Here is a 19,742-nt window from a genome sequence, read left to right as displayed (position 1 = left end):
ATGGTGGGCTGTGGAGACACCGCGCAGCATCGACACCCGGTCCGCCCTCGACACCGTGTTCCGCCTCGAGTTCCCCCGTGTCGTCGCCGCCGTCACCCGGGTCGTCCGGGACGTCGGCATCGCCGAGGAACTCGCCCAGGACGCCCTGGTCGCCGCGCTGGAGCAGTGGCCGCGCGACGGCGTGCCCGACCGGCCGGGCGCCTGGCTCACCGCCGCCGCCCGGCACCGCGCCGTCGACCTGGTCCGGCGCCGGGAGAACTACGCCCGCAAGCTCCGGGAGATCGGCCGGACCCTGGAGGACGTGCCGCCGCCGGAGCCCGCCGACCCCGACGCCATCGACGACGACCTGCTCCGGCTCGTCTTCACCACCTGCCATCCCGTGCTGTCCCCGGAGGCCCGCACAGCACTCACCCTGCGCCTGGTCGGCGGTCTGACCACCGCCGAGATCGCCCGCGCCTACCTGGTCCCCGAGGCCACGGTCGCCCAGCGCGTGGTCCGCGCCAAGCGCACCCTGGCCACCCGGAACGTCGCCTTCGAGGTGCCGTACGGGCCCGACCGGGAGGCGCGGCTCGGCTCCGTCCTCGACGTCATCTACCTGATCTTCAACGAGGGGTACGCGGCCACCGCGGGCGACGACTGGCTGCGCCCCGCGCTGTGCGAGGACGCGCTGCGGCTGGCCCGGCAGCTCGCCGCGCTGATGCCGAAGGAGCCCGAGGTGCACGCCCTGGCCGCGCTGCTGGAGTTCCAGGCGTCCCGCACGCCCGCGCGCACCGCCCCCGACGGCACGCCCGTTCTGCTGCGCGACCAGAACCGCCGCCGCTGGAACCGCATGCTGATCGCCCGGGGCATCACCGCCCTGGACCGGGCGGGCGCCACGGCCACGGGCGCCCCCGGCCCGTACGCCCTCCAGGCCGCCATCGCCGCCTGCCACGCGCACGCGTACCGCTACGAGGACACCGACTGGCAGACCATCGCCACGCTGTACCGGCTGCTCGCCGCCCGGGCGCCGTCGCCGGTCGTGGAGCTGAACCGGGCGGTCGCCGTCTCGATGGCCGAGGGCCCCGGGCCCGCCCTGGAGATCGTCGACGGCCTCATGGGCGCACCGGCGCTGCGGGACTACCACCTGCTGCCGAGCGTGCGCGGCGATCTGCTGCTGCGCCTCGGCCGTACGGCGGAGGCACGGGCGGAGTTCGAGCGCGCGGCGGCCCTGACACGCAACGAGGCGGAGCGGGAGATGCTGCTCGGACGCGCGGCGGACGTCACGCCCTAGGCGGGGCGTCCCACGAGCATCGTCGGCGCCCCCGCCACCCGGGTCAGGAACACGGTGGCCGCGTTCGGTCCCTGCGGCTTGACCTTGCGGCGCAGTTCCTCCGGCTCGACCGCCGAACCGCGCTTCTTCACGGTCAGCGTGCCCACCTCGCGCTCCCGCAGCAGCGCCTTCAGCCGCTTCACGTTGAACGGCAGCCGGTCGGTGATCTCGTACGCGGTGGCGTACGGCGTGGGGCGCAGCTCGTCCGCGGTGACGTACGCGATGGTCGCGTCGACGAGCCCGCCGTCCAGCGACTCGGCGACCTCGGCGACCAGATGGGCCCGGATGACGGCGCCGTCCGGCTCGTACAGATAGCGTCCGACGGGCCGCACCGCCGGGTCGGGCAGGCCGCGGGAGAGCAGCGGGCGCGGGCCCGGCAGCAGGGTGGCGCGGACCGCCCCGGGGGCCGTCCCGAACCACAGCACCGCCTCCTTGACGTCCCCGCCGTCCGAGATCCACTCGGCCTCCGCGTCGCCGGGGACCGCCTCGTGCGGGATGCCGGGCGCGACCTTCAGGGCGGCATGGGGCGCGGTGCGGGCGGCCTCGACGGCCCAGGACAGGGGCGGCGAGTACGCCTCCGGGTCGAAGATGCGGCCGCGTCCGCCCCGCCGGGCCGGGTCGACGAACACGGCGTCGAAGCCGTCGGTCCCGACCTCGGTGACGTCCGCCTCGCGCACCTCGACCAGGTCCGCCAGCCCCAGCGCCGCCATGTTGGCCCGCGCCGCCGCGACCGTCGCCGGGTCCCGGTCGACGGCCAGCACCCGGATGCCGGCCCGTGCGAGCGCGATCGCGTCGCCGCCGATGCCGCAGCACAGATCGGCGACCGAGCCGATGCCCAGCTCCCGCATCCGGGCCGCGCGGTACGCCGCCACGCTCGCCCGCGTCGACTGCTCGACGCCGTTCGGCGTGAAGTACATGCGCCCCGCGTCCTCGGCGCCGAACTTCGCCGCCGCCCGCTGCCGCAGCCGGGCCTGCCCGAGCGCCGCGGACACCAGCCCGGCCGGGTGCTCGCGGCGCAGCCTGGTGGCGACGGCGAGTTCGTCGGCGGGGTCGGTGCCGCGCACCGCGTCGAGGAGGGCGCGGCCCTCGGGGGCGAGCAGGGCGGTGAAGGCGTCGAGGTGGTCGTTCACCGGGTCATTGTCGGCCAGTCGGAGGATGGTCCGCTCCACGGCGGCGCTGTCGGCCCGGTCCGGGCGGGGGCGCCTGCCAGGATCCGGCTCCATGCGACTTGTAGGACAAAATGACAAAAAGGGGCCTCTGGGGATCGCTCGGATCGCCGGGAACACTGGGATCGCCGGGATCGCCGGGATTGCGTCCTGGGGCCGTCCCGCCGCCCGGGCGATCCGGCGTGCGCGGCTGCGGGGAGCCGTCGCCGGGCTCGCGGTCGCCGCCGTCGCCTCGGGCTGCGCGCAGGGCGCGCTCCCCGGCCCGGCGGGCGGCACCTCCCCGGCCGCCGGGCCCGTGCCGAGCCGTTCGGCCGCACCGGCGTCGCCTCCGGACGGCACCCGGACTCCGGACGGCACCCGTTCCTCGGACGGCAGTCCTTCCCCGGACAGCGGCCGTTCCCCGGACGGCAGGAAGCCGCCGTCCGCCCAGCAGGCCCATGCCGCCCGGGTCGCCGCGGCCCGGCGCTGGCGGCTCGCCCGGGTCCCGCTCGTGCCCCCGCCGCCGCCCGCGGTCAAGCCCCGGATCACCACCCGCGGGGGCTTCGAGGTCGACGGGCACGAGGAACTGGGCCTCCCGCCGGTCTTCACGACCGTCCCCACGCGGCAGAAGGTCGTCTTCCTGACCATCGACGACGGCGCCGAGAAGGACCCGGCGTTCCTGCGCATGATGAGCGACCTGAAGGTGCCGTACACCGCCTTCCTCAGCGACTACGTGATCAAGGACGACTACGGCTACTTCCGGCAGCTCCAGCGGGCGGGGGCCGGCCTGAACAACCACACCCTCCACCACCGGTATCTGCCCGGCCTGTCCTACCGTGGCCAGCAGTACGAGATCTGCGGCATGCAGGACGTCATGGAGGAGCGCTTCGGCGAGCGGCCCGCGCTGTTCCGCCCGCCCTTCGGCAACTACGACCGGAACACCCTGCGCGCGGCCCGGTCCTGCGGCGTGCGGTACGTCCCCCTGTGGAACGAGGAGGTCTTCGTCGACCGCTGGGACTACCGGGAGGAGGACCGGCGGATCCGTCCGGGTGACATCGTGCTCAGTCACTTCCGGGGCCGGGACGAGTGGAAGGGCACAATGCCCGACATGATCCGCCGGTTCCTGGACAAGGTCACGGCCGAGGGGTTCGCGGTGGCCCGGCTGGAGGACTACCTGTGACGCCGCCGCCGGGGACACGCGCGTCCGTCGTCGTGGCCCTGGCGATCGCTGTGCTCGCCGGATGCGCCGCCGGGACGACCGCCACCGGCCCCCGCGCCGGGACCGGTCAGGAGGCCACGCGCGCCGCGAAGAACGCCACGCACACCGCGCAGCCGTACCGCCGCTGGGGGCTGAGCGACCCGCTGCCCGCGCCGCCCCCGCCGCCCGCCCGCCGCGTCGCCCGGCCCCCCGGCGGACCGCCGCCCGTCCTGCGCCGCGTCCCCACCCGCGACCGCGTCGTCTTCCTCACCTACGACGACGGCGCCGAGAAGGACCCCCGCTTCGTCGACATGGTCCGGGAACTGCGGTTGCCCGTCAGCATGTTCCTCACGGACAGTGTGGTCGGCCCCGGCTACGGGCACTTCGCGCGGCTGCGCGCGGTCGGCGCGTCCCTGCAGAACCACACCCTCGACCACGCCGCCCTGCGCGGACTGCCCTACGCCGGCCAGCGCGCCGAGATCTGCGGCCAGCAGCACAAGCTGCACGCCCGCTTCGGTGTCCGCCCCCGTCTCTTCCGGCCGCCCTACGGCACCTACGACAGCACCACGCTGCGCGCCGCCGCCGACTGCGGGGTCGGCGCCGTCGTGCTGTGGCGCGCGACGATGACGGGCGGCGGCCGGCTGACGTACGCGGAGGGGCCCGGGCGGCTGCGCCCCGGCGACGTCGTCTCCGTGCCGTCCGCCGAGCCGGGCGGGCTGTCGCTGCGGGAGCGCACCACCCTGCTGCTGCGGGCGGTCCAGGAGCGGGGGCTCACCGTGGGCCGCCTGGAGGACTACGTCTGACGTCCCGTCGGCGGCATCCGGCGTTCCGGGGGGGCCGTCCGCGGCGCGCCGCGCCACGGCGAATTGGCACTCCGCTTGACCGAGTGCTAATCGCGGTCATAGTCTCGGCTCTGGCACTCCCCACTGGAGAGTGCCAACCACGCGACGGGCAGGTCCGGCACCCGCGACGACGGATCGACCTGGTCGCCACCTCAGACAGTTAACCCCGTGAGATCTCCGAAGGGGGAGGTCGGATCGTGACGACCACCAGCTCCAAGGTTGCCATCAAGCCGCTCGAGGACCGCATCGTGGTCCAGCCGCTCGACGCCGAGCAGACCACCGCCTCTGGCCTGGTCATCCCGGACACCGCGAAGGAGAAGCCCCAGGAGGGCGTCATCCTCGCCGTCGGTCCGGGCCGCTTCGAGAACGGCGAGCGCCTTCCGCTCGATGTGAAGGTCGGCGACATCGTGCTGTACAGCAAGTACGGCGGCACCGAGGTGAAGTACAACGGCGAGGAGTACCTCGTCCTCTCGTCCCGCGACGTGCTCGCGGTCATCGAGAAGTAAGACACCTCGAAGCTCTTGTCTTCAGCTGCGCCCCTGGCCCCCGCGACCACATGAGAACCGGGCGCCCGGGGCGCAGTGTCTTTTTTTGAGAACCCACAGAATCCGAGAGGGCTCCCGCTGTCATGGCGAAGATCCTGAAGTTCGACGAGGACGCCCGTCGCGCCCTCGAGCGCGGCGTCAACAAGCTTGCCGACACGGTCAAGGTGACGATCGGCCCCAAGGGCCGCAACGTCGTCATCGACAAGAAGTTCGGCGCCCCCACCATCACCAACGACGGTGTGACCATCGCCCGTGAGGTCGAGGTCGAGGACCCGTACGAGAACCTCGGCGCCCAGCTGGTGAAGGAGGTGGCGACCAAGACCAACGACATCGCGGGTGACGGCACCACCACCGCCACCGTGCTCGCCCAGGCGCTCGTGCGCGAGGGCCTGAAGAACGTTGCCGCCGGCGCCTCCCCGGCGCTGCTGAAGAAGGGCATCGACGCCGCCGTCGCCGCCGTGTCCGAGGACCTCCTCGCGACCGCGCGCCCGATCGACGAGAAGTCCGACATCGCCGCCGTCGCCGCGCTGTCCGCCCAGGACCAGCAGGTCGGCGAGCTCATCGCCGAGGCGATGGACAAGGTCGGCAAGGACGGTGTCATCACCGTCGAGGAGTCCAACACCTTCGGGCTGGAGCTGGACTTCACCGAGGGCATGGCCTTCGACAAGGGCTACCTGTCGCCGTACTTCGTGACGGACCAGGAGCGCATGGAGGCCGTCCTGGAGGACCCCTACATCCTCATCAACCAGGGCAAGATCTCCTCCATCGCCGACCTGCTGCCGCTGCTGGAGAAGGTCATCCAGACCAACGCCTCCAAGCCGCTGCTGATCATCGCCGAGGACGTCGAGGGCGAGGCCCTGTCGACCCTGGTGGTCAACAAGATCCGCGGCACCTTCAACGCGGTCGCGGTCAAGGCCCCCGGCTTCGGCGACCGCCGCAAGGCGATGCTGCAGGACATGGCGACCCTCACCGGCGCCACGGTCATCTCCGAGGAGGTCGGCCTCAAGCTCGACCAGGTCGGCATCGACGTGCTCGGCTCCGCCCGCCGCGTCACCGTCACCAAGGACGACACCACGATCGTCGACGGCGCCGGCAAGTCCGAGGACGTCCAGGGCCGCGTCGCCCAGATCAAGTCCGAGATCGAGAACACCGACTCCGACTGGGACCGCGAGAAGCTCCAGGAGCGCCTCGCGAAGCTGGCCGGCGGCGTGTGCGTGATCAAGGTCGGCGCCGCCACCGAGGTGGAGCTGAAGGAGAAGAAGCACCGTCTGGAGGACGCCATCTCCGCGACCCGCGCCGCGGTCGAGGAGGGCATCGTCTCCGGTGGTGGCTCCGCGCTCGTCCACGCCGTGAAGGTCCTCGAGGGCAACCTCGGCAAGACCGGCGACGAGGCCACCGGTGTCGCCGTCGTCCGCCGCGCCGCCGTCGAGCCGCTGCGCTGGATCGCCGAGAACGCCGGCCTCGAGGGTTACGTCATCACCTCCAAGGTCGCCGAGCTCGAGAAGGGCCAGGGCTTCAACGCCGCCACCGGCGAGTACGGCGACCTGGTCAAGGCCGGCGTCATCGACCCGGTCAAGGTGACGCGCTCCGCCCTGGAGAACGCCGCCTCCATCGCCTCCCTCCTGCTCACGACCGAGACCCTGGTCGTCGAGAAGAAGGAAGAGGAGGAGCCGGCCGCCGCCGGTGGCCACGGTCACGGCCACGCCCACTGAGTGAGCGGCACCTAGTACGACGCCGAGGGCCCGGCACTCCCACCGTGGGGTGCCGGGCCCTCGCCGTACCCTCAGGGCGACGGCCGGACAACAGGGGGTGCGATGAGCGAGGTGCTCTACGGCGAACGGTCCCGGAACCCGTTCGCGCGGACCGTGGAACTGACCGGGGACGGACTGCGCAGGGGCGGCCGTACGACACCGCTCGCCGAGCTGAACCTCGGCGCCATGGCGGAGGCGTTCCTGCGGGGCCAGTGGCTCGGCGGCGGTGGCACCGAACGTCCGCTCGGGCGGCTGCCGCAGGACGCCGGGACCGTCCCCGTCATCCGGGTGACCGGCACCAGCACCCCGCTGAAGGTCCGCCGGGCCGCCGAGTTCGCGCGGGCCCTCGGCGAACTGTCCGTGCGCGCGTGCGGCGGACCGGCCGCCGTGGCCGCCCTCGCCGAGCGGGCGCGCGCCGAGGACGTCCCGCTGTGGATCGCGCGCCGGTACGCGCCGGGCCCGGCCGGACCGGTGGCCGTCGCCGTGGACCGGCGCCTGGTCCGCGTCGACGTCTGGGGCCCGCACGCCCCGGCCGTACGGCTGCGCGCGCCCCACGGCCACCTCGGCGACTCCTCCTCGCCGGGCGCCGGCCTGGTGCTGACCGTCGGCGACCAGTACGCGCGGCTGTCCCTGCGCAGGACGCTCCGCAAGTCCAAACGCAGCGTCGGGATACAACTCCCCGGCCGGCAGTGGACGCTACGGCGTGCCGACGCGACCAGCTCCTGGCTGCTGCGCGACGACGACCGGGTCGCCCTCCTGACCCGCCCGCCCCGCCGCCCCGACCTCGCCCCCGGCACGGTCCTGCTGCCCCTCCCCGCCGTGCGCCACGAGAGCCCCGACCCGCTGGACGCCGTCATGGCCCACGCGGTCGCGGCGTCCTTCGGCCTGGGCGACACCACGGGCTCGGCCCGCTTCCGCACCCGCCCCCGCCCCGGCGACGACGCCGACACCACCTGGGAACTGCCCTGGTTCAGCAACCTGGGCACCGGCCACGACGACAACGAACCGGGCGGCGCCGACGGCTGGGGCGACGACGGCGGAGACGGCGGCGACGGAGGCGGGGGAGACGGCGGCGGGGACGGGGGAGGCGGCGACTGACGGGCTTCACCCGGCTCCGGGACGACAAAGGCCCCGCTCCCTCGTCAGGACGGGAGCGGGGCCTTCCCCTTCGCGGTCATTCGGCGAGTACCCCCAACTGCTCCATCAGACCCGCGCGGTCGTAGATCCAGTGGCCCTCGCAGATGCGGCCGTCGCGGAAGCGCTGCCAGGTCATGCCCTGCATGCTCACGTCCTGGCCGGTCGGCGGGATGCCCAGGAAGTCGCCCTTGTGGTGGCCGGTCACGGTCCAGCGGGTGCAGACCCGGTCGTCCTCGGCCATCTGGTCGTGGACGGTGAACGCGATGTCGAAGGCGCCGTACCAGCCCTCCAGCACCGCGCGCATCTCGTCCTTGCCCTTGACGGGACGCGGGTAGGACGGGTCGTGGTCCACGTAGTCGTCCGTGACGTGCTCGAGGACGCGCTCCGGGGGCCTGCGGCCCAGCTCCGTGAAGAAGGCCCGCGCGGCGAGGACGTTCAGCTGTTCGTCGCGCACCACGTCCAGATCGGTGAAGACCGGCGGTCCGTCGCACAGCGCCACCATCTCCTCGTAGATCCGGCCGGTCTCGGGGAGGTGCGAGTTGCGCATCGCCTCGTCGTACGACGGGAACTCCACGATCTCCACGAAGTGCGAGCCGTCCGACCGGTCCCGTCCGATGACGTCGTGCGTGGCCGTCCGCTTCCCCTTGGTCTGCTCGACCCACCTGTCCATCAGCCGGTTCATCTCGTCGAACCGGTCCGTCCTGCAGTCGATGAGCTGTACGAAGGTCATGGCGCCGGCGCCTCCCGGTCCCCCTGGGTGCGGCTGGACAGCACCATTCTCCTCGCCCGAGCCGCCCCCCGCCTCCCGCCGGGAGCGCCCGCTACCGCGGTCCGTACTTGCGGCCCGTCCGCGAGGAGATCGTGCCGAGCATGCCCCGCGGCACCAGCTTCGCCGCGCCCAGCAGCACCTTGTAGCGGGGGTCCGGGATGGACAGCGCCCGCCCCCGTGCCAGGTCCTCCAGCGCGGCGGCCGCCACCTTGTCGGCGTCCAGCCACATCCACCCGGGGATGTTGTCCGTGCCCATGCCGGCGCGCTCGTGGAACTCGGTCCGCACGAACCCCGGGCACAGCGCCATCAGCCGCACCCCGCTCCCGGCCAGGTCCCGCGCCGCGCCCTGGGTGAACTGCACGACCCACGCCTTGGACGCGCCGTACGTCCCGCGCGGCACGAACGCCGCCACGGAGGCGACGTTCACGACCCCGCCCCGGCCCCGCTCGCGCATCGCCCCGGCCGCCGCCGACGTCAGCCGCAGCACCGCCTCGCAGTGCACCTTGAGCATCCGCAGCTCGTCGGCCATGGACACGTCGAGGTAGCGGCCCTTGTTGCCGAACCCCGCGTTGTTGATCAGCAGATCGACCGGGTTGCGGCGGTCGCCGAGGCGGGCGGCGACCGCCTCGATGCCGGTGTCCTCGGCGAGGTCCGCCGTCAGCACCTCCGCCTCGACGCCGTGCCGGTCGTGCAGTTCGGTGGCCTGCTCGCGCAGCCGCTCGGTGTTCCGGGCCACCAGGACGAGGTCATGTCCGTCGGAGGCCAGCCGTCGCGCGAACGCGGCGCCCAGGCCCGCGGTCGATCCCGTGATCAATGCCGTTGTCATGGCGCAAGGTTAGGGGCCCGGAGCGCCCCCTTCCGCTCCGCGGCCGGTCAGTGGACGCCCGCTCCGGCCGCCCCCGAGGGCAACAAGCCGACGGCCCACGGCTTTTGGCGTCGCGTCAGGAGCCGTACTTCGCCACGTACTTCTCCGCCGTCTCCACCGCCTCCGGGTGCAGCCACTCGGCCGCCGCGAGGAGGCGCGGCAGCAGCGACCGCTCGGTCGTCACCGCCCGGAACTGGAACGCCACCGTCACCTCGTGGTCCGGCCGCCGGACGACCTCGATCGCGTCGCCCGCCCGGATCTCGCCCGGCTCGATCACCCGCAGATACGCGCCCGGCGCGGCCTGCGCGGTGAACCGCCTGACCCACTGCCGTTCACCCAGGTGGCCCTGGAAGGTGCGGCAGGGGATACGGCCGCTCGTGACCTCCAGCAGCAGATCGGGCCCCACCCGCCAGCGCTCGCCGATCAGCGCCCCGGAGACGTCCACCCCGGACGTCGTGAGGTTCTCTCCGAACACGCCGTTGCGCAGCGGGCGCCCCAGCTCGCGCTCCCAGGCGTCGAGGTCCTCCCGCGCCACCGCGTACACGGCCTGGTCGTCGCCGCCGTGATGCTGCCTCGAGCACACCGCGTCCCCGGCCAGACCGCTCCCGCCGACGCCCTTCGGGCCGGGTGCCGTCACCCGTACCGAGCCCTCGACGGGGCGCTTGTCGATGCCGGTCACCCCCTCGGGGTGGTCCGTGTACGGCACCGCCTCGGAGCGGCCGAGATTCACTGACAGAAGCTTCATGGCGGCACGGTAGGCGACCGGTGGTCAAAGTGTCGACGCGATATTCAGCGCACTCCCCAAGCGCGCCTTATGCTCGATGACGTGCTCGAAGCCCGTCATCTCCGCGTCCTGCGCGCCGTCGCGACCACCGGCTCCTTCTCGGCGGCCGCCCGCGAGCTGGGCTGCACCCAGCCCGCCGTGAGCCAGCAGATGAAGGCGCTGGAGACGGCCGTCGGCACCCCGCTGCTGATCCGCACCGGGCGCGCGATGCGGCTGACCCAGGCCGGCGACGCGCTCGTGCGGCACGCCACCGGCATCCTGGCCGGGCTCACCGCCGCAGAGGAGGAGGTCGCCGCCATCGCCGGCCTGCGCGCCGGACGGGTCCGGCTCGTCTCCTTCCCCAGCGGCAGCTCCACCCTCGTCCCGACCGCCCTCGCCGCCCTGCGCGCCGCCCACCCCGGCACCCGCGTCTCCCTGGAGGAGGCCGAGCCGCCGAAGTCGGTCGAGATGCTGCGCGAGGGCGAGTGCGACGTGGCCCTGGCCTTCCGGTACGAGAGCGCCGCCGGCGCCGAGGAGTGGGACGACCTCGTGGTCCGCCCGCTGCTCACCGACCGCCTGGTCGGCCTCGTCCCGGAGCGGCACCGGCTCGCCCGCGCGGGATCACCGGCGTCGGTCGCCATCGGCGATCTGGCGGCCGAGCCGTGGATCGCCGGGTGCCCGCGCTGCCGCGGCCAGCTGGTCGAGGTGTGCGCGAGCGCCGGCTTCACCCCGCGCATCGACTTCGCCACCGACGACTACCCGGCGGTCGTCGGTCTGGTCGGCGCCGGTCTCGGTGTGGCGGTCCTGCCGCAGCTCGCCGTGGAGTCCGTACGGCCGCGGGGTGTGCGCATGGTCGCGCTGGAACCGGCGGTCCGCCGCGAGATCGTCGCCCTCACGCTGCCGGACCTCGCCCAGGTGCCGGCCGTGGCCGCGACCCTGGACCAGCTCGCCCGCGCCGCCGGGGGCCCGGGGGAGCCCCGGGCATGAGGAAGGGCACGCGATGCGTGCCCTGATTGGAGAAACGTTCCTTCAGCGGTCGGGACCCGCGTCCCCGCCGGTGGTCGACGCCGACACCAGCCGGTTGCGTGCCCGCCCCATGAGCTCCTCGCGCTCGTCCTCGGTCAAGCCGCCCCATACGCCGTACGGTTCGCGTACCGCCAGCGCGTGCGCCGCGCACTGTGCGCGCACGGGGCACCTCATGCAGACCTCCTTGGCCGAGTTCTCTCGAGCGCTCCGGGCCGCCCCGCGCTCGCCCTCCGGATGGAAGAAGAGCGAGCTGTCCACCCCGCGACATGCAGCCAGCAGCTGCCAGTCCCACAGGTCCGCGTTCGGTCCGGGAAGGCGGGAGAAATCTGCCATTGCGTGACCCCTTGTAGCCGTTCTGGGCGGATACGGTGTCTACGACCGTACATCTACGATCTAAGAAGATGAAAATATGACTCATTGCGAATCTAGCCCCAAACGCTGCGAAGTAGGAAGAAAAAGGGCTAAATGGGGCACGGCTTGTGATGAAACGGGGAGGGTCCGCCCCGCATGTCTGCCCCGTGTCCGTCCCCTCACGTAGAGTGCCGAAGACGGCACATGCCCCCGTAACTCTTTCGAGTGACCGTCGTTGAGAGGGCGGAGGCGGTTGAAAGAAGAAGCGCTCGGGCAGGCGTCCGAGACGGTCGACCGCACAGGTGACATTTCGTACCAGCCTGGAGGCTCAAGGTGACGTGCATCAGCTGCGGAGGGCGGCCATGACATCCGTCCTCGTCTGCGACGACTCCCCGCTTGCCCGAGAGGCGCTCCGCCGCGCGGTCGCGACCGTGCCCGGCGTCGAGCGTGTGACGACGGCGGCCAACGGCGAGGAAGTCCTCCGCCGCTGGGGCGCCGACCGCTCGGACCTGATCCTGATGGACGTGCGCATGCCCGGTCTGGGCGGCGTGGAGACCGTACGGCGGCTGCTGTCCGCCGACCCCGGTGCGCGCATCATCATGCTCACCGTCGCCGAGGACCTGGACGGCGTGGCCCTCGCGGTCGCCGCCGGTGCCCGCGGCTATCTGCACAAGGACGCCTCGCGCGCGGAGCTGCGGGCCACGGTCACGCAGGCGCTGGCCGACCCGACCTGGCGGCTCGCCCCGCGCCGGCTGCGCTCCGCCGAGATGGGCGCCGCGCCGACGCTGACCGCGCGGGAGATCCAGGTGCTGGAGGGCATGAGCCACGGCCGCTCCAACGCGGAGATCGGCCGCGAGCTGTTCCTCTCGGAGGACACGGTCAAGACCCACGCCCGCCGGCTGTTCAAGAAGCTCGGCGCCTCGGACCGGGCCCACGCGGTGGCGCTCGGGTTCCGGTGGGGCCTGGTGCGCTGAGCGTCCCGCCGTGGGGCCCGCGTCGTGCCGGCCGGTCGCCCCGGGTTCGTCGTGGCTGGTCGCGTGCGCGCGGCCCGGCCGCACCATGTCTCGGCCCGCGCCCCCACAGGGGCGCGGCTTCGAGGCCGGGCAGCGGGTCCGATCGGTGCCCGGTGCTCGTTTCGCCGCGGATGCCGCATCCTTGAGGTGTGGAGTCTCTCGGGGACGAGTCGGTCGAGCGGAAGGGGAGGGCGCAGGAGATGAGTTCCGGCGCACCTGCTCATAACGCTTCGGTGCACAACGACGGCGGCGATGCCGCGCGCGCCGCGGCCGCAGGGCACCATGGACCGATGCGCGACGACGAGGCGGCTCACGCCGCAGGGGCGATCGGTGCACTCGTCCATCGCGCGGTGGACGGGGACGAGCAGGCCACCCACGACCTTCTCGCGCATGTCCACCCGCTGGCCCTGCGGTACTGCCGCACCCGGCTCTCGCGCCTGCCGGGGGACGCCCGGCACTTCGTCGAGGACCTCGCCCAGGAGGTCTGCGTCGCCGTCCTGCTGGCGCTGCCGCGCTACAAGGACACCGGCCGCCCCTTCGAGGCGTTCGTCTTCGCCATCGCCGCGCACAAGGTCGCGGATCTGCAGCGGGCGGCGATGCGGCACCCCGGCTCCACGGCCGTCCCCTCGGACGAGATGCCCGAGCGGCCGGACGACTCGCTGGGCCCCGAGGAGCGCGCGCTGCTCAGCAGCGACGCCGAGTGGGCCAAGAAACTCCTGGCCAACCTGCCCGAGAACCAGCGGGAGCTGCTGCTGCTGCGGATCGCCGTGGGGCTGACCGCCGAGGAGACCGGCCAGATGTTGGGAATGTCACCCGGAGCCGTCCGGGTCGCCCAGCACCGGGCCCTGAGCAGACTGCGGGCACTCGCCGAGCAGTAGTCCCAGCGGGTGAACGGGGGTTGCCTCGATCCCGTACGAACATACGAAGCCGGCAGCCGTCCGGAACCGTGGAATGTGACACCCCGGCTTCCCGTTAGCATGGACATCCGCACCGATCAAGGCCATTTGGGGAAGGTGTCATGACTGCCAACGTCGACGGAGTGCCCGCCAAATTCGCGACACTCGGGCTTACCTACGACGATGTGCTGCTGCTGCCGGGCGCCTCCGAGGTCCTGCCCAACGCGGTCGACACCTCGTCCCGCATCTCCCGGAACGTACGGGTCAACATCCCCCTGCTCTCCGCCGCCATGGACAAGGTCACCGAGTCCCGGATGGCGATCGCGATGGCCCGCCTGGGCGGTGTCGGCGTGCTGCACCGCAACCTGTCCGTCGAGGACCAGGTGAACCAGGTGGACCTGGTGAAGCGGTCCGAGTCCGGCATGGTCACCGACCCCATCACGGTGCACCCCGAGGCGACCCTCGGCGAGGCGGACGCGCTGTGCGCCAAGTTCCGCATCAGCGGTGTCCCCGTCACCGACCCGGCCGGCAAGCTGCTCGGCATCGTCACCAACCGCGACATGGCCTTCGAGTCGGACCGCTCCCGCCAGGTGCGTGAGGTCATGACGCCGATGCCGCTGGTCACGGGCAAGGTGGGCATCTCCGGCGTCGACGCCATGGAGCTGCTGCGCAAGCACAAGATCGAGAAGCTGCCGCTGGTCGACGACGAGGGCACCCTCAAGGGCCTGATCACGGTCAAGGACTTCGTCAAGGCCGAGAAGTACCCGAACGCCGCGAAGGACGCCGAGGGCCGCCTCCTCGTCGGTGCCGCCGTCGGCGCCAGCCCCGAGGCGCTGGAGCGGGCGCAGGCGCTCGCCGAGGCCGGGGTGGACTTCCTGGTCGTGGACACCTCCCACGGGCACAACAGCAACGCCCTCAGCTGGATGGCGAAGATCAAGTCCGCCGTTCCGGTCGACGTGATCGGCGGCAACGTCGCCACCCGTGACGGCGCGCAGGCCCTGATCGACGCCGGTGTCGACGGCATCAAGGTCGGTGTCGGACCGGGCTCCATCTGTACGACCCGTGTCGTCGCCGGTATCGGCGTCCCGCAGGTCACCGCCATCTACGAGGCGTCCCTCGCCGCCCGCCCCGCCGGCATCCCGCTGATCGGCGACGGCGGCCTGCAGTACTCCGGTGACATCGGCAAGGCGCTCGCCGCCGGTGCCGACACCGTGATGCTGGGCTCGCTGCTCGCGGGCTGCGAGGAGTCCCCGGGCGAGCTGCTGTTCATCAACGGCAAGCAGTTCAAGTCGTACCGCGGCATGGGCTCGCTCGGCGCCATGCAGTCCCGTGGCCAGGGCAAGTCGTACTCGAAGGACCGCTACTTCCAGGCGGAGGTCTCCTCCGACGACAAGCTGGTGCCCGAGGGCGTCGAGGGCCAGGTGCCCTACCGCGGGCCGCTGGCCAACGTGCTCCACCAGCTCGTCGGCGGGCTGCGCCAGACCATGGGCTACGTCGGCGCGGCCACCATCGACGAGATGGAGTCGAAGGGCCGCTTCGTCCGCATCACCTCGGCGGGCCTGAAGGAGAGCCACCCGCACGACATCCAGATGACGGTCGAGGCGCCGAACTACAGCAACAAGTAGCCGGCCCCCGCGACAGGGCGGCCCCGGACGCATCCGGGGCCGCCCTCGTCGTGCCCGTCGGCGATACTGGAAGACGCTGCAACGCATCAGGGAAAGGCCACAGACGTGACTGAGATCGAGATCGGGCGCGGCAAGCGCGGCCGCCGGGCGTACGCCTTCGACGACATCGCCGTCGTCCCCAGCCGCCGTACGCGGGACCCGAAGGAGGTCTCGATCGCCTGGCAGATCGACGCCTACCGCTTCGAGCTGCCGTTCCTGGCCGCCCCCATGGACTCGGTCGTCTCCCCGGCCACCGCCATCCGCATCGGCGAGCTCGGCGGCCTCGGCGTGCTGAACCTCGAGGGTCTGTGGACCCGGTACGAGGACCCGCAGCCGCTGCTCGACGAGATCGCCGAGCTGCCCACGGAGGCCGCGACGCGCCGCTTCCAGGAGGTCTACGCCGCTCCGATCAAGGAGGAGCTGATCGGGCAGCGCATCAAGGAGGTGCGGGACTCCGGTGTGGTCACGGCCGCCGCGCTCTCCCCGCAGCGCACCGCCCAGTTCTCCAAGGCGGTCGTCGACGCGGGCGTCGACATCTTCGTCATCCGCGGCACGACGGTCTCCGCGGAGCACGTCTCGTCCTCGCACGAGCCGCTGAACCTGAAGCAGTTCATCTACGAGCTCGACGTCCCGGTGATCGTCGGCGGCTGCGCCACGTACACCGCGGCCCTGCACCTGATGCGCACCGGCGCGGCGGGCGTCCTGGTCGGCTTCGGCGGCGGCGCCGCGCACACCACACGCAACGTCCTCGGCATCCGCGTCCCGATGGCCACGGCCGTCGCGGACGTGGCGGCGGCGCGGCGCGACTACATGGACGAGTCCGGCGGCCGGTACGTCCACGTCATCGCGGACGGCGGTGTCGGCTGGTCCGGCGACCTGCCCAAGGCGATCGCCTGCGGCGCCGACGCGGTGATGATGGGTTCCCCGCTGGCCCGTGCCACGGACGCGCCGGGGCGTGGCTGCCACTGGGGCATGGAGGCCGTGAACGCGGAGCTGCCGCGCGGGCAGAAGGTCGACCTGGGCACGGTCGGCACGATCGAGGAGGTCCTGACGGGCCCCTCGCACACCCCCGACGGCTCCATGAACTTCTTCGGCGCCCTGCGCCGCGCCATGGCCACGACCGGCTACAGCGAGCTCAAGGAGTTCCAGCGGGTCGAGGTCACGGTGGCGGACTCCCAGCACCAGCGCTAGCCGCACGACGCGAGGGGCCGGTCATCGACCGGCCCCTTTCGTTTGCCCCGGCCTCCTCACAACCGGTGCGCCGCCCCCGTCGGGGCCGCCCCCCGGGTGTCGAGGAGGAGTTGGGCCTTCACCGACAGGCCCTGGAGGTCGTAGGTGCGGTGTTGCTGGAGGAGGATCGTCAGGTCGGCGTCGGCGGCGGCCTCGTAGAGGGAGTCGGCGCGGGGGACCGGGCGGTCCAGGACGCTCCAGGACGGTACGTAGGGGTCGTGGTAGCTGATGGACGCGCCCAGTTCCAGCAGGCGGACGGCGACCTCCTGGGCGGGGGTGGACTGCTGGTCGGCGAGGTCCGGCTTGTAGGTGACGCCGAGGAGGAGGATGCGGGCGCCGCGCGCGGACTTGCCGTGCTCGTTGAGCAGGGTGGCGGCGCGCTGGACGACGTATCGGGGCATCTGGCTGTTGACCTGCTGAGCCAGTTCGACCATGCGCAGGGAGCGGCCGGTGGGGGCGGTCAGGCCCTGCGGGACGGCGTGCCCGCCGACGCCGGGGCCGGGGCGGAACGCCTGGAAGCCGAACGGCTTGGTCTCGGCGCAACGCACGACGTCCCACAGGTCGACGCCCAGGTCGTGGCAGAGCACCGCCATCTCGTTGACGAGGGCGATGTTCACATGCCGGAAGTTGGTCTCCAGCACCTGCACGGTCTCCGCCTCGCGCAGGCCCCGCGCGCGGACCACCTTGTCGGTGAGGCGGCCGTAGAAGGCGGCCGCCGACTCGGTGCACGCGGGGGTGAGCCCGCCGATCACCTTGGGGGTGTTGGCGGGGTGGAAGTCGCGGTTGCCGGGGTCGACGCGGCTGGGCGAGTAGGCCAGGTGGAAGTCCCGCCCGGCGCGCATCCCCGAGCCCTCCTCCAGCAGGGGCCGCAGCACGCTCTCCGTGGTGCCGGGCGGTACCGGCGACTCCAGGATGACCGTGGAGTGCGGCCGCAGCCGGGCCGCGAGGTCGCGCGCGGCGCTCTCCACCTCGCTCAGGTCGAGCACCCCGTCCGCCCCGAGCGGCGTCGGCGAGCAGATGACGGCGGTGCGGACCCGGCCGAGCTCGGCGGGGCCGGTGGCGTGCCGGAAGCCCCCCGAGAGCATCCGGCGCAGTTCGGCGGGACTGAGAGAGGCGGCCTCCGGACCGGTGCGGTAACCGAGGGTGGGGATGCCGGCGGCGACGGCGGCCTTGGCCAGGGGCAGGCCGTACGGGCCTAGTCCGATGACGGCGAGATCTGCGGGCATACGTGGGCCGTCCTTCCCAGTAACCGACGTGGGGCTGGTGCGCAACCCCGGTGGACAGGACGAGGGAGCGCAATGTCAGACTAGGAGTAAATATGACCGATTTGCCGCATTGAATGATCGCGTTTCCAGGAGTGTTGTCCACAGGCTGGGGGTACGTGGTGGCTGAACTCGGGCAACCCGGTCAGAATTCTGAGCAGGGGGATACGAGACGGGCTTCGCCCGACGGGTGCGGCTTACGCGACCGATCATCGGGAGGCAGCGGTGAGGACAGCGACACTGGGGCCGAAGGAGCGGGCCGCGTCCCTGGCGGCCATGGCCGAGCGCGAGCTGGACCTGCTGGTCGTGGGCGCCGGAGTGGTCGGCGCGGGCACGGCACTCGACGCGGTGACCCGCGGACTGTCGACCGGGCTGGTCGAGGCCCGGGACTGGGCGTCCGGCACCTCCAGCCGGTCCAGCAAGCTCATCCACGGCGGCCTGCGCTATCTGGAGATGCTCGACTTCGCGCTCGTCCGCGAGGCCCTGAAGGAGCGCGGGCTGCTCCTGGAGCGGCTGGCCCCGCACCTGGTGAAGCCGGTGCCGTTCCTGTACCCGCTCCAGCACAAGGGCTGGGAGCGCCTGTACGCCGGCTCGGGCGTCGCCCTCTACGACGTGATGTCGATGGCCCGCGGCCATGGCAGGGGCCTGCCCCTGCACCGGCACCTGACCCGCCGTCAAGCGCTGCGCGTGGCCCCCGCCCTGAGGAAGGACGCGCTGGTCGGCGCCCTCCAGTACTACGACGCCCAGATGGACGACGCCCGCTATGTGGCCACCCTGGTGCGCACCGCGGCGGCCTACGGCGCGAAGGTCGCCAACCGCGCGCGGGTCACCTCGTTCCTGCGGGAGGGCGAGCGTGTCGTCGGGGTCCGCGTCCAGGACGCCGAGGGCGGCGGCGAGTACGAGATCCGCGCCAAGCAGGTCGTCAACGCCACCGGGGTGTGGACGGACGACACCCAGTCGATGGTCGGGGAGCGCGGCCAGTTCCACGTCCGCGCGTCCAAGGGCGTCCACCTCGTCGTGCCCAAGGACCGCATCCACTCCACGACCGGGCTGATCCTGCGCACCGAGAAGTCCGTGCTGTTCGTCATCCCCTGGGGGCGGCACTGGATCGTCGGCACCACCGACACCGACTGGGACCTCGACAAGGCCCACCCGGCGGCGTCCAGCGCCGACATCGACTATGTCCTCGACCATGTGAACTCGGTGCTGGCGGTCCCCCTGACCAGGGACGACGTCGAAGGCGTGTACGCGGGGCTGCGCCCGCTGCTCGCCGGTGAGTCGGACGCCACCAGCAAGCTCTCGCGCGAGCACACCGTCGCCCACCCCGTCCCCGGCCTCGTCGTCGTGGCCGGCGGCAAGTACACGACGTACCGCGTGATGGCCAAGGACGCCGTGGACGCGGCGGTGCACGGCCTCGACATGCGGGTCGCCGACTGCGTGACGGAGGACATCCCGCTGGTGGGCGCCGAGGGCTACCGCGCCCTGTGGAACGCGCGAGCGCGCATCGCGGAGCGGACGGGCCTTCATGTGGTCCGCGTGGAGCACCTGTTGAACCGGTTCGGGGCGCTCACCGAGGAGATCCTGGAACTCATCGCCGCCGATCCGAGCCTCGGTGAACCGCTCCAGTCCGCCGACGACTACCTGCGGGCCGAGATCGTCTACGCCGCCTCCCACGAGGGCGCCCGGCATCTGGACGACGTGCTGACCCGGCGCACCCGCATCTCCATCGAGACCTTCGACCGGGGCACCGGGTGCGCCCGCGAGGCCGCCGAGTTGATGGCACCGGTGCTGGGCTGGGACAAGGAGCAGATCGAGCGCGAGGTCGAGCACTACCAGAAGCGGGTGGAGGCCGAACGCGAGTCCCAGCGCCAGCCCGACGACCTGACGGCCGACGCGGCCCGTCTGGGAGCGCCGGACATCCTGCCGCGGTAGCGACGGGGGACGGGCCCCGGGCCCGAAGTCCCCTTCCCGGTCCG

General features: G+C 72.6%; 18 protein-coding genes. 12 read left to right on the top strand and 6 right to left on the bottom strand.

Annotated elements, in window-relative coordinates; all coding sequences use genetic code 11:
* The first annotated feature begins 10 nt into the window (after positions 1–10).
* Positions 11–1,270, top strand: coding sequence for an RNA polymerase sigma factor (locus tag ACFV46_RS03070; RefSeq protein ID WP_385496841.1), 1,260 nt, complete (start codon positions 11–13; stop codon positions 1,268–1,270).
* Here the strand turns inward: ACFV46_RS03070 and ACFV46_RS03065 are convergent.
* Positions 1,267–2,439: a methyltransferase domain-containing protein gene (locus tag ACFV46_RS03065; RefSeq protein WP_385496840.1), complete on the bottom strand. Its 1,173-nt coding sequence runs from the start codon at positions 2,437–2,439 to the stop codon at positions 1,267–1,269. The genes ACFV46_RS03070 and ACFV46_RS03065 overlap by 4 nt on opposite strands.
* A gap of 91 nt (positions 2,440–2,530) precedes the next feature.
* Between ACFV46_RS03065 and ACFV46_RS03060 the strand changes: the two genes are divergently transcribed.
* The 5 genes from ACFV46_RS03060 to ACFV46_RS03040 all read left to right on the top strand — a co-directional run bounded on the left by ACFV46_RS03060 (position 2,531) and on the right by ACFV46_RS03040 (position 7,888).
* Positions 2,531–3,634, top strand: coding sequence for a polysaccharide deacetylase family protein (locus ACFV46_RS03060; RefSeq protein ID WP_385496839.1), 1,104 nt, complete (start codon positions 2,531–2,533; stop codon positions 3,632–3,634).
* Positions 3,631–4,455, top strand: a complete 825-nt coding sequence (locus ACFV46_RS03055; RefSeq protein ID WP_385496838.1) for a polysaccharide deacetylase family protein — start codon at positions 3,631–3,633, stop codon at positions 4,453–4,455. The genes ACFV46_RS03060 and ACFV46_RS03055 overlap by 4 nt, the downstream gene beginning before the upstream one ends.
* 236 nt (positions 4,456–4,691) lie before the next feature.
* Positions 4,692–5,000 (top strand): co-chaperone GroES, encoded by a 309-nt coding sequence (gene groES / locus ACFV46_RS03050; protein WP_013001368.1) that lies wholly within the window; start codon positions 4,692–4,694, stop codon positions 4,998–5,000.
* A gap of 122 nt (positions 5,001–5,122) precedes the next feature.
* The gene (groL, locus tag ACFV46_RS03045; RefSeq protein ID WP_361925713.1) at positions 5,123–6,751 is read left to right on the top strand and encodes a chaperonin GroEL; all 1,629 of its coding nucleotides are present in this window, start codon (positions 5,123–5,125) and stop codon (positions 6,749–6,751) included.
* A 102-nt stretch (positions 6,752–6,853) separates the two neighbouring features.
* Positions 6,854–7,888, top strand: a complete 1,035-nt coding sequence (locus tag ACFV46_RS03040; protein ID WP_385496837.1) for a hypothetical protein — start codon at positions 6,854–6,856, stop codon at positions 7,886–7,888.
* Between the two features lie 76 nt (positions 7,889–7,964).
* Here the strand turns inward: ACFV46_RS03040 and ACFV46_RS03035 are convergent, their stop codons facing one another.
* The 3 genes from ACFV46_RS03035 to ACFV46_RS03025 all read right to left on the bottom strand — a co-directional run bounded on the left by ACFV46_RS03035 (position 7,965) and on the right by ACFV46_RS03025 (position 10,306).
* Positions 7,965–8,657 carry an ester cyclase gene (locus tag ACFV46_RS03035; protein WP_361925717.1) on the bottom strand — a complete coding sequence of 231 codons (693 nt, stop codon included), beginning with the start codon at positions 8,655–8,657 and terminating at the stop codon, positions 7,965–7,967.
* A 91-nt stretch (positions 8,658–8,748) separates the two neighbouring features.
* The gene (locus tag ACFV46_RS03030) at positions 8,749–9,522 is read right to left on the bottom strand and encodes an SDR family oxidoreductase (RefSeq protein ID WP_361925719.1); all 774 of its coding nucleotides are present in this window, start codon (positions 9,520–9,522) and stop codon (positions 8,749–8,751) included.
* A gap of 115 nt (positions 9,523–9,637) precedes the next feature.
* Positions 9,638–10,306 (bottom strand): MOSC domain-containing protein, encoded by a 669-nt coding sequence (locus ACFV46_RS03025; RefSeq protein WP_361925720.1) that lies wholly within the window; start codon positions 10,304–10,306, stop codon positions 9,638–9,640.
* Between the two features lie 81 nt (positions 10,307–10,387).
* Between ACFV46_RS03025 and ACFV46_RS03020 the strand changes: the two genes are divergently transcribed.
* Entirely contained in the window at positions 10,388–11,311 is a 924-nt protein-coding gene (locus ACFV46_RS03020) for a LysR family transcriptional regulator (RefSeq protein WP_361925722.1), read from the top strand.
* A gap of 42 nt (positions 11,312–11,353) precedes the next feature.
* On the opposite strand, the gene ACFV46_RS03015 is transcribed toward ACFV46_RS03020, so the two are convergent.
* Positions 11,354–11,683: a WhiB family transcriptional regulator gene (locus ACFV46_RS03015; RefSeq protein WP_055622497.1), complete on the bottom strand. Its 330-nt coding sequence runs from the start codon at positions 11,681–11,683 to the stop codon at positions 11,354–11,356.
* A gap of 380 nt (positions 11,684–12,063) precedes the next feature.
* On the opposite strand from ACFV46_RS03015, the gene ACFV46_RS03010 reads away from it, so the two are divergent.
* The 4 genes from ACFV46_RS03010 (at position 12,064) to ACFV46_RS02995 (ending at position 16,465) form a co-directional block, all read left to right on the top strand.
* Positions 12,064–12,675, top strand: a complete 612-nt coding sequence (locus ACFV46_RS03010) for a response regulator transcription factor (protein WP_003948568.1) — start codon at positions 12,064–12,066, stop codon at positions 12,673–12,675.
* 329 nt (positions 12,676–13,004) lie between these two features.
* On the top strand, positions 13,005–13,592 hold the full coding sequence (locus tag ACFV46_RS03005) for a sigma-70 family RNA polymerase sigma factor (RefSeq protein ID WP_055622496.1): 588 nt from the start codon (positions 13,005–13,007) through the stop codon (positions 13,590–13,592).
* Between the two features lie 140 nt (positions 13,593–13,732).
* A complete protein-coding gene (gene guaB, locus ACFV46_RS03000) occupies positions 13,733–15,235 on the top strand; it encodes an IMP dehydrogenase (protein ID WP_151785439.1) in 1,503 nt (500 codons plus the stop codon).
* Positions 15,236–15,340: 105 nt separating this feature from the next.
* Positions 15,341–16,465 (top strand): GuaB3 family IMP dehydrogenase-related protein, encoded by a 1,125-nt coding sequence (locus ACFV46_RS02995; RefSeq protein WP_361925724.1) that lies wholly within the window; start codon positions 15,341–15,343, stop codon positions 16,463–16,465.
* 56 nt (positions 16,466–16,521) lie between these two features.
* Here the strand turns inward: ACFV46_RS02995 and ACFV46_RS02990 are convergent, their stop codons facing one another.
* Positions 16,522–17,730 (bottom strand): nucleotide sugar dehydrogenase, encoded by a 1,209-nt coding sequence (locus tag ACFV46_RS02990; RefSeq protein WP_376729457.1) that lies wholly within the window; start codon positions 17,728–17,730, stop codon positions 16,522–16,524.
* A gap of 261 nt (positions 17,731–17,991) precedes the next feature.
* On the opposite strand from ACFV46_RS02990, the gene ACFV46_RS02985 reads away from it, so the two are divergent.
* Positions 17,992–19,698: a glycerol-3-phosphate dehydrogenase/oxidase gene (locus tag ACFV46_RS02985; protein ID WP_385496835.1), complete on the top strand. Its 1,707-nt coding sequence runs from the start codon at positions 17,992–17,994 to the stop codon at positions 19,696–19,698.
* Positions 19,699–19,742: the final 44 nt, after the last annotated feature.

The sequence above is a fragment of the Streptomyces sp. NPDC059852 genome, assembly GCF_042731455.1.
Taxonomy (GTDB): Bacteria; Actinomycetota; Actinomycetes; order Streptomycetales; family Streptomycetaceae; genus Streptomyces.
The sequence above is the reverse complement of the archived record's forward strand: the minus strand, read 5'-3'. Positions and strand labels throughout refer to the sequence as shown.